General features: G+C 62.9%; 10 protein-coding genes and 1 pseudogene. 2 read left to right on the top strand and 9 right to left on the bottom strand.

What is annotated here, in order from left to right; translation table 11 throughout:
- A partial coding sequence (locus AC1DDS_RS22940; protein ID WP_477480960.1) for a hypothetical protein occupies positions 1–434 on the top strand: 434 nt, incomplete at its 5' end.
- A 43-nt stretch (positions 435–477) separates the two neighbouring features.
- Here AC1DDS_RS22940 and AC1DDS_RS22935 read toward each other — a convergent pair.
- From AC1DDS_RS22935 to AC1DDS_RS22925, 3 genes and pseudogenes are all read right to left on the bottom strand, one after another.
- Entirely contained in the window at positions 478–1,392 is a 915-nt protein-coding gene (locus AC1DDS_RS22935; RefSeq protein ID WP_477480959.1) for a LysR family transcriptional regulator, read from the bottom strand.
- A 158-nt stretch (positions 1,393–1,550) separates the two neighbouring features.
- A pseudogene (locus AC1DDS_RS22930) lies at positions 1,551–2,203 on the bottom strand (IS30 family transposase); the annotation flags it as partial.
- Between the two features lie 63 nt (positions 2,204–2,266).
- Positions 2,267–2,422, bottom strand: coding sequence for a recombinase family protein (locus AC1DDS_RS22925; RefSeq protein ID WP_477480958.1), 156 nt, complete (start codon positions 2,420–2,422; stop codon positions 2,267–2,269).
- Between the two features lie 78 nt (positions 2,423–2,500).
- Between AC1DDS_RS22925 and AC1DDS_RS22920 the strand changes: the two genes are divergently transcribed.
- Positions 2,501–3,421, top strand: coding sequence for a LysR family transcriptional regulator (locus AC1DDS_RS22920; protein WP_477480957.1), 921 nt, complete (start codon positions 2,501–2,503; stop codon positions 3,419–3,421).
- 30 nt (positions 3,422–3,451) lie between these two features.
- Here the strand turns inward: AC1DDS_RS22920 and AC1DDS_RS22915 are convergent, their stop codons facing one another.
- The 6 genes from AC1DDS_RS22915 to AC1DDS_RS22890 all read right to left on the bottom strand — a co-directional run bounded on the left by AC1DDS_RS22915 (position 3,452) and on the right by AC1DDS_RS22890 (position 9,014).
- A complete protein-coding gene (locus AC1DDS_RS22915; RefSeq protein ID WP_477480956.1) occupies positions 3,452–4,696 on the bottom strand; it encodes a Zn-dependent hydrolase in 1,245 nt (414 codons plus the stop codon).
- A gap of 36 nt (positions 4,697–4,732) precedes the next feature.
- Positions 4,733–6,013, bottom strand: coding sequence for a TRAP transporter large permease (locus tag AC1DDS_RS22910; protein WP_477480955.1), 1,281 nt, complete (start codon positions 6,011–6,013; stop codon positions 4,733–4,735).
- On the bottom strand, positions 6,010–6,486 hold the full coding sequence (locus AC1DDS_RS22905; protein ID WP_477480954.1) for a TRAP transporter small permease: 477 nt from the start codon (positions 6,484–6,486) through the stop codon (positions 6,010–6,012). The genes AC1DDS_RS22910 and AC1DDS_RS22905 overlap by 4 nt, the downstream gene beginning before the upstream one ends.
- An 84-nt stretch (positions 6,487–6,570) precedes the next feature.
- Positions 6,571–7,569 carry a TRAP transporter substrate-binding protein gene (locus AC1DDS_RS22900; protein WP_477480953.1) on the bottom strand — a complete coding sequence of 333 codons (999 nt, stop codon included), beginning with the start codon at positions 7,567–7,569 and terminating at the stop codon, positions 6,571–6,573.
- Positions 7,570–7,704: 135 nt separating this feature from the next.
- Entirely contained in the window at positions 7,705–8,097 is a 393-nt protein-coding gene (locus AC1DDS_RS22895; protein ID WP_477480952.1) for a Rid family hydrolase, read from the bottom strand.
- A 302-nt stretch (positions 8,098–8,399) separates the two neighbouring features.
- Positions 8,400–9,014, bottom strand: coding sequence for an alpha/beta fold hydrolase (locus AC1DDS_RS22890; protein WP_477480951.1), 615 nt, complete (start codon positions 9,012–9,014; stop codon positions 8,400–8,402).
- Between the last annotated feature and the right edge of the window lie 46 nt (positions 9,015–9,060).

The raw sequence follows: 9,060 nt of genomic DNA, 5'->3' as shown, positions 1-9,060 counted from the left end.
TTGCCCTCGCGCTGGGAGCACCCGGGATCGTCGCGGCGCAAACCCATGCGCATGACGGCTCTGGCGAGGCGGCAATAGAGATCATGCTGAACAATGGCGCCAAATGGCAGGGCGATCAAAACATGGTCATCGGCATGACCGCGATCCATCGCACGATGGCCACCAATCTGAATGCGATCCATGCCGGCACCCTGCCAGCCAACGCCGGCAAGGAGATTGCCGCCGACATTCAAAAGCAGCTCGATTTCATGATCGAGAACTGCGTGCTCGAGCCCAAGGTCGACGAACAGTTCCATGTTGTTCTGGGTGAAGTCATGACCGGCGTCTCGGCGCTGCAGAAAGGCGAGGTGGAGACAGGCGCAGTGACGATCGTCCAGGCGCTGAACGCCTATGGCGAGCATTTTGAACATCCTGGCTGGCAGGCGTTCAACTAATATACGTCGGGTATCCGCCCGAAGGACGGGCCCGGCGGGGGCGTCATGCCTCCGTCGGTTTCGCCTTGCAGGGGCAGCGCCCCTCCAGGAGGTCGGCATCGGCGGCAAGCGCTGCGGCCATGAAATCCAGCAGGATGCGGACACGCGCAGTATGGCGCAGATCCTCATGGGTCAGAAGCCACAGATCCAGCATGAAGTCTTCGGGCAGCGAGCTGGCGCGCACCAGTTCAGCGTCACAATCGGCGAGCACGCAGGGCAAGGCGGCAAAGCCGATCCCGGCTCGAGCCGCGGCATGGGCGGCAATGATCGAGTTCGTCCGATAGACCTGCCGCATCTGCGGCCACCAGCGCGCCAGGCTGCGGCTCAGAGGGCCATGGGCCGAGCCATAACCGATCCAATCGCCATGGGCCGGATCATCCGATTCCTGTTCAGCATGGCCCGGGGCCGCGTAGACGGCAAAGGCAAGCCGGCCAACTCGTCGCCCGACCAGCGTTTCGTGCCCCGGATTGCCGATCCGCAGCGCCACGTCCGCCTCGCGCCGCGMCAGGTCCAGCACGGTGTCCGCCACCACCACTTCGATCTCGATCCCCGGCCATTCGGTCCGAAACGCGGCAATATGGCGGGGAAGCACCCCAACGGCCAACAGGTCGGTCGTGGTGATGCGGATCGTCCCGCTCGGCCGTTGGTCCTGCCCGGTGACCTTCAGCGCCAGCGCTGCGATTTCCTCCTCGATGCGAAGGACAGAATGATGCATCTCCTCGCCCGCCGGCGTCAGTGCATAGCCGCCGGACAACCGATCGAACAGCCGCGCGCCCAATCGCGCCTCAAAGGCGCCGATGCGACGGAAAACGGTCGAATGGGTCACACCCAGCGTCCGTGCTGCACCCGAAAGCGACCCGGCCCGTGCCACCGCCAAGAATATGCGAAGGTCGTCCCAATCCTGACCCTGCGCATTCATGCAACGCTACCTTTCCAGTTTTGCCAGTCCCTGTGCATCAATAGCGTACCTATCTTCATTGCAGAAACAATTCCGGTCCCCCGGCCAACCCCTTGAAAGGAGCTCGCTTCTGGCGTGATGTGAGTTCATGGTGAACCGCGACTTGCGGGCGCTTGAAGCTAGCCTGCCTGCCTCATCTGGGCGAGCAGTTTCTTGCGGAACACCTCGGCGGGTGTCTGATAGCCGAGACACTTGCGTGGCGTTGCACGATTGCAGATATCAATGAGGTCGGCCAATGGCCGGGTGCGGAAATGGCTTTCGAGAGAGGTCGATCCTCTGTCGGTCACGGATGTTTTCGACGGTGCCCTTCTGCCAAGGAGATTCGGGTCGCAGAACCAGGTTTGCGTGCCGATGGCAGGCCTGAAGGTACGGCCAGTCGGTGAATTCGGTGCCTCGATCGAAGGTGATCGAGCGGCGGGCGAGATGGGGCAGGGCCTGTAGTGCCCGGACAAGGCCATCCATCACAGGCCGTGATTGTCGAGATCGCAAAGCGGCTGACCCGTTCCACAAGCGAGGTGACATTGGCCCTTGCCGAACTGCTTGCGCTCGGCGACAACATCCGGACGATACAGGATGTTCACGTCCGGCTAAAACGCCGGCCGTGCTTGCGTCTGGCATGGCGTGGTTTGCGCCGGGCACGGTGCTCATGTAGATGCCGCCAGAGCTTGATGGCTTGGCCGTCGGCCGAATAGGTGAACTTGTAGATCGTTTCGTGGCTGACCGAGACCGGATGGCGCTCCAGCCGCATCCGACCGGCAATCTGCTGCGGTGACGCGCGAAAGCTACCGCAGCTTCGCCGGCGCTCGCACGCCAGCTTTTCCGAATTTCTCCGGTGTTACCCCTGGCGACCACCGCGCCGATCGCGTTCCTCCGCAGCCTGCAAACCGGCGCGGGTTCTTTCCCGGATGAAATCACGCACGAACTGCGCTAGCTCCCCGAACACATGAAAGAGCAGGCGACCGCCGGATGTCGTGCGGCATTTCAGGATCAATGCAGATTTGAGACAGGGGCCCGGTCATCATCAACACTTGTGATTGCCGGCTTCAAACTCGATGGGTAAAAGTGCCGGATGCTAAAAGATCTCAATCTAAATCTCCTGCGATCGTTTTTCCTGGTTGCCGAAGAGCGGAGCCTTACGCGGGCGGCGGCGCGGCTGACGATGAGTCAACCCTCCGTCAGCCAGGCGCTGCAGCGCCTGGAGGAGCAGCTCGGTTGCCAGCTAGTCCTGCGCGGCAGCCGGAAGTTCGAACTGACAGCGCCCGGACAGAAGGTCTACGAAGAGTGCAGCGAGATTTTTCAGGCCGTCGAGCGAATCACCCAGCGCACGCAGGAACGTGCAGCTGAAGAGTTCGGTGAAGTTCGGATCCAGATCATCTCGAACCTTGAATCATTGCTTATCAACGAGGCTATGCGGCTCTATCACCAGCGCTACCCCTCGGTGACCTGGGTGGTCGAGGTGCAAAACAGCCAAGACACCATCAAGCGCATACAAACGGAGAAGTGCGGCATCGGATTCTGCCTGCTGTCCCGTCCCGTCTTCAGCCTGGACTGCGAGCTGATGTTTCGCGAGGAATTCAGCGTCTATTGCGGCGCGGAGCACCCTTTTTTCGGCCGCAACAGCGTCGAAAAGCGGGAGCTGCGACAGGAGTCCTTCGTATCATTCACCTGCGCAACCGAAGGCCTGGGCCTCGAACCTATGGCGGTTCTCAGCCAGAGCCTTGGGCTCGGCGAACGCATCAGCGGACAGAGCCGCAATCTGGAGGAGGTCCGGCGGATGATCGTCGCGGGCCTCGGGATCGGCATCCTTCCGCTGACCGCGGTCCACGACGAGGTGAAAAACGGTCTTCTCTGGCCTCTGGAGATCAAGGGATATCCGCTCGGCGCCGACGTCTTCCTCGTAACGCATCCGGAAGGCGACTACTCCCGCGCCGAGCGACATTTCCTCGACCTGGTGCAGGAACTGCGCACGCTCTATCCCGACATGCATTGAGGGTGCCGCGACCGGCACCCTTCCCTGCCCTCAGCGGTCAGCCCGGGCTACGACGGCATGCAGCAGGACATTGAGGCCTGGCGCCAGATCGTCGCGGTCGCAATCTTCCTCATTGTTGTGCGTGACGCCGCCCTTACAAGGCGTAAAGATCATCGCGGTCGGGCAGTGCCGGGCGAGGAAATAGGCGTCGTGCCCGGCCTGGGACTGGATGTCGCGCCAATCGTAGTCCAGGCGAACGGCTTCCGCGCGGACGCCGTCGACCACGGCGCAGTCGAAGATGTCGCCACCCCAGAACCATTCGTCCTCGATCACCGCTTCGCAGCCGGCGCGGGCCGCACTTTCGAAGAGGGCGCGGCGCATCTTCTCGGCCATCACCCGCGCGGTCGCGGGATCGGGGTGACGCACATCGCAGATGGCCTGGGCCGTGTCGGAAAGGATGCCGGGCTTGTTCGGCCAGGCCGCCAGCCGCGCGCCGGTCGCCTTGCCGTCGCCGACGGCGAAATCCCAACCGATGTCGTCCACGGCCGTCAGCCAGCGGGCGCCGGCGATCAGCGCATTGCGGCGCAGGTCCATCGGCGTCGGCCCGGTATGCGCGGTCTTGCCCTCGAAACGCACCCGCATCCCGTAGCTGGGATAGCCGCCCGTCACCACGCCGACGTCGCGACCTTCCCGGTCGAGGATTGGCCCCTGCTCGATATGCAGTTCGTAATAGGCATCGATCTCGCCGGCCCGGCAGGGCTTGTTGCCGTTATAGCCAATGCGCTCCAGTTCGCTGCCGAAGCGCGCGCCATCGTCGGCGATGAGGCCGCGGACCCAGTCCGCGTCATAGGCCCCGACGAAGCAGCCCGAGGCGACCATGGGCGGGGAGAAACGCGCGCCCTCTTCGTTCGTCCAGTTGACGACGACGATCGGACGGCGGGTAACGTGACCGGCATCGTTCAGCGTGCGCACCACTTCCAGCCCGGCCAAAACACCGGCGATGCCGTCGAAGCGGCCGCCATTGATCTGGGTGTCGAGATGACTGCCGATGAGTACCGGCGGCAGAGCGGGATCACTTCCCTCGCGGCGGCCGAAGATATTGCCGAGTTCGTCGATCTCGACACTCAGGCCCGCATCCCGGCACCAGTTGACGAACAGGTCCCGCATCTGGCGATCCTCGTCCGACAGCGTCAGCCGGGCAAGGCCGCCCGGCCGTCCCTGGCCAATTTCGGCGGAGCTTTCGATGGTCGACCAGAAGCGGTCGATATCGACAAGGGTGTTCGGTGCGAACGACATGGTTCACCTTTCAGATGCGTTTGGGGACAAAGCGGCTCACATGCCGAACGACATCACGGTCATCAAGCCCGGGAAGAGGACGAGCAGGAACATGATGAGTGTCATGACGCCGATGAACGGCAACAGGTAGCGGAAGGAGGCCGACATCGGGATGCCTCCGGTACGGCAGGCGGCCATCAAATCGATGCCGAGCGGTGGCGTGTTGGCGCCGATCGCGAGGTTGATGGTGAGCAGCACGCCGAAATAGACCGGATCGATCTCAAAGACCCGCAGGACCGGCAGGAACACCGGCGCCAGGATGAGGATGATGGCGATCGATTCCATGAACGTGCCGAGCACGAGAACCGCCAGCATCATCAGCACGAGGGCGACCGTGGCGCTTTCCGTCGCACCGGTGATGGCGTTGACGACCAGTTGCGGCACCTGCTCGACCGTCAGTATCCAGCCGAACACGGAGGCGGCCGCGATGACGATGAGGATCGAACCGGTCATTTCCGTCGTGTCGCGCAGCAGGCTGAAGACCTTGCTAGGCGTCAGGCGGCGATAGACCAGCGTGCCGACCAGCAGCGCATAGGCAACGCCGATGCCCGCCGCTTCCGTCGGCGTGAAGATGCCGAAGCGAATGCCGCCGACGATGATGACCGGCGCCAAAAGGGCGAGCACGGATTCGCGCAGCGCCGTCGCTAGCCGGCCCCAGCTGAACGGCTCGCCGCCCTTCCAGCCGTTCTTGCGCGAGATCCACCACGCCACGACCATCAGGCCGAGCCCGAGCAGGATGCCGGGGCCGATGGAATGGATGAACAGCTGTCCGATCGACGTGCCGGTCGCCGTTCCGTAGACGATCAGCACGATCGAGGGCGGAATGACCGTGCCGAGCGAGCCCGCGCAACCGAGGCCGGCGGCGGAGAAGCCGGGATCATAGCCGCGCTCCTTCATGGCCGGCAGTAACATCGAGCCGATCGCCACCACATCGGCGACGCCCGAGCCCGAGAGCGAGCCGAACATCATGCAGGCGGCGATCATCACGATGGCGAGGCCCCCGGTGCGCTGGCCGACGACGGCCGCACAGAGATTGACGATCCGCGGCGCCAGGCCACCATGGACCATCAGCAGCCCGGCGAGCAGAAACAGCGGAATGGCGAGCAACGTGAAACTGTCGATGCCGGCGACCATGCGCTGTGCCACGACCATCACCGGCAGCGCATCGCCGACCAGCAGATAGGCCACCGAGGACAGTGCGAGCGCAATGACGATCGGCGCGTCGATGAGCAGCAGGAGGACAAAGACGAGAAAGAGGACAATAAGCGCAAGACTCATTTGCGCAACTCCATGGCGAGCAGGGCGACGAGGGCGAAAACCGCCGTGACCGGAAGGGAGAGATAGACGAGGCCGGCGGGCCAGCTCAGCACCGTGGTCTCGTGCGACCAGGTCACCATCGTTATCTTCCAGCCGGACCAGAAGACGACCATCAGGAAGAGGAACGCAGTGATGCGCGCGAGGAGCGCGAGAAAGGCACGGAAGCGGCCGGGCGCGACCATGAGGTCCGTCAGGCCGGCGCACAGATGCGTCTTGCGGACGAAAGCCGAGACGGCGCCGATGAACGTCACCCACACGAGAAGCAGGCGCGGAATCTCCTCCGACCAGCGCGGTGTGAAGGCGAAGGCATAGCGGCAGATGACGACGTAGACGATGATGGCGGTGAACGCGGCAATTGCCAGGCCGCCAATGGCACCGGCCAGTCGGTCTATCGCCCCGGCGATCCGCGAAGGCGGCAGCGGTGCTTCTTGCATGGGGTCCTCAGTGATGTCGTTGGGAAAGACCGGTCGTAACGGCGGCGTCCTGCCCGCCGGAAGAGGCGGGCAGGACGGGTCAGGTTACTTGCGATAGCTGTCCATGATGGCGAGAAGTTCAGGACCGAACACGTCCTTCTCGCTTTCCCAGATCGGCTTCAGGGCCTCGATGAAGGCGGCCTTGTCGACCTCGTTGAGTTCCATGCCCTTCGACTTCAGCTTTTCGATCAGGGCGACCTCATTCTCGGTGACCATCTGCCGCTGGGCATCGCGCCACTTGACGGCGGCTTCCTTGACGATCGCTTGGTCCTCGGGGGAAACCTGCGCCCAGGTCGTGCTCGACACCGTAAGGCATGCCGCACCCCAGATATGGCCGGTCATCGAGACGTATTTCTGCACTTCGAAGAAGGAGGACGCATCGATGATGGACAGCGGGTTTTCCTGAGCATCGAACACGCCCTGCTGAAGGGCCGAATAGAGTTCGCCGAAAGCCAGCGGCGCCGGCTGCGCGCCGAGAAGCTCGAAGGTCGCAAGGCGGACCTTGTCCGGCGTCACGCGGATCTTGATTCCGGAAAGGTCGGCCGGCTTTACGATCGGATGCTTGTTGTTGGTGATGTTGCGGAAGCCATTCTCCCACCAGGCCAGGACCTCGATGCCCTTCGGCCGCAGCAGGTCGGCGAGCGTCGCGCCAAGCTGGCCGTCGAGCGCGGCGAAGGCCTGCTCCCGGCTGGTCCAGGCATAGGGCATTTCGATGACACCGAACTTCGGCTCGACGAACTGGAAGGAGCCGCTGCCGATCACGCCGCCCTGGATGGTGCCGATCTGCATGCCCTCGATCACTTCCTTTTCCGAGCCGAGCTGGCCGGACGGGAAGACCTCGATCTTGACGCGGCCCTCGGTCTTTTCCGCGACCTCCTTGGCGAACTCTATCGAGGCCTTGTGCCAGCTATGGGTATCGGCAAGCACATGACCGAGGCGGATCGTCGTCTCGGCCATGGCGGCCGTATGGGAGGAAAGGCCAATGATGCCTGCCACCACCGTTGCGGCCAGGCCGCGAGAAAGCTTCGATATGCCCAACTTCATAACACCCTCTTTTGTTGAGATTTTTGTGGGCGCATTTGGCAGGCAGGATCGCCCGCATGCAAATAACCGGACCCAATGACAATCATTGCACCCGCCTATGTCCGACATGGCGGTTTTCTGTGAATATCGCCCGCCTCAGCCGACTGTCGCTATGCACTCGATCTCGATGTCGAAAAGCGCCCATGGCTTGATCGCGACACAGCTGCGGGCCGGAAAATTGCCCGGGAAATACTCCCGGTATACCGCATTCATATCTCCGGCGAAATTGTTATCGGTGATAAAGACGAGTGATTTGAAGACGTTATCAAGTGATGATCCAGCATGACGCAGGGTAAAGGACAGTGCCTCCAATGAAGCCCGCGTCTGGATCGCAATATTGCCTTTGACGATTTCACCTGTCTGGAGATCGATCGGCGGCATTCCGCAAGTATAGAGAAACCCGCCAACGTGTGTCAAAGCCGAGGTGGGCGCGCCCAGCTTTCGTATCGCTTCGGAAATCACAGGAATTTCAATAACTTCATGCCTCAAGATGTCAGCCTCCAAATGCGGTTGCGTTTGCGCGCTGCAAGCTAAGCCATGACTCTGGCGCCAGGGGAAGGGCTGCATCGACCGGTTCTGAGCCACTGCCCCGGCCGGCTCCGTGGCTCTTCGGGCGCTGCAGAAGGCCGATGATCTGCGCCTGTATGGACATGTCGAGCGAGGCCGCCGGCTCGTTCAGGACGAGACGCTCAGGCCGGAGCGCAAGCGCGATGCAGCGAGCTGCCCTGGGTCTCCAGTTCATTGTGCCACAGCACCCGCCTCGGTAGATTCCAGGGCGGGTGCGTCTGCTTTCAGGAATTGGCCAGCAGGAACTGCCGGATGGGTGGTGCGACGCGGTCGGGCGCTTCGATCATGATGGCGTGCTTCAGGCCGTCCAGGATCACCAGTTCCGAGTTCGGCAGCGCCGCGGCGATCTGTTCGTTGAGGCGCGGATTGCAGCCGCCGTCGAGTTCCCCGGTCAACACCAGCGAAGGGGCCCTCACTTCGTGCAGCCAGGGCGACATCTCCGTGCCGGCATAGATGTCGAACACATTGAGGAAGACCTCGACGGGCGTGTCGATCACCTGCTGCTTGCGCCATTCGATGACGTCCGGGCGCTGTGCCGCGAACGCATCGGTGAACCAACGGGCCGTCAGCGTATCCAGCACCTGGCCGATGCCGCGTTCGCGCATGGCGGCGACCACGGCCATGACCTTGGCGCTGTCGTCCTCGGTGCGGAAGGCGGCAGTCGACAACAGCCCAAGCGAGATGACCCGCTCCGGGTAGCGCCGCGCAAAGGCAGGTCCGATCATGCCGCCGAGCGAATGGCCGGCGAAATGGGCCTGCTCGATGCCGAGCTTGGCACGCAGGTGCTCCAGGTCGTCGACGAGGTCGATCAAGATGAAGAGCACCGGAGAAATCAGCATAGCGCCGCCAAAGGGAATCTCGCTGGCAGACCGGGTTCTACTGCAT

This window comes from Mycoplana sp. 10N416 (assembly GCF_056394765.1).
Note: the sequence above shows the minus strand (reverse complement) of the source record. Positions and strands in the feature narration are given on the sequence as shown.

Bases quoted from the DNA above. Each gene is read 5' to 3' on its own strand.
- AC1DDS_RS22900 (WP_477480953.1), bottom strand. From the start codon at position 7,569: ATGAAGTTGGGCATATCGAAGCTTTCTCGCGGCCTGGCCGCAACGGTG.
- AC1DDS_RS22905 (WP_477480954.1), bottom strand. From the start codon at position 6,486: ATGCAAGAAGCACCGCTGCCGCCTTCGCGGATCGCCGGGGCGATAGAC.
- AC1DDS_RS22915 (WP_477480956.1), bottom strand. From the start codon at position 4,696: ATGTCGTTCGCACCGAACACCCTTGTCGATATCGACCGCTTCTGGTCG.
- AC1DDS_RS22910 (WP_477480955.1), bottom strand. From the start codon at position 6,013: ATGAGTCTTGCGCTTATTGTCCTCTTTCTCGTCTTTGTCCTCCTGCTG.
- AC1DDS_RS22920 (WP_477480957.1), top strand. From the start codon at position 2,501: ATGCTAAAAGATCTCAATCTAAATCTCCTGCGATCGTTTTTCCTGGTT.
- AC1DDS_RS22890 (WP_477480951.1), bottom strand. From the start codon at position 9,014: ATGCTGATTTCTCCGGTGCTCTTCATCTTGATCGACCTCGTCGACGAC.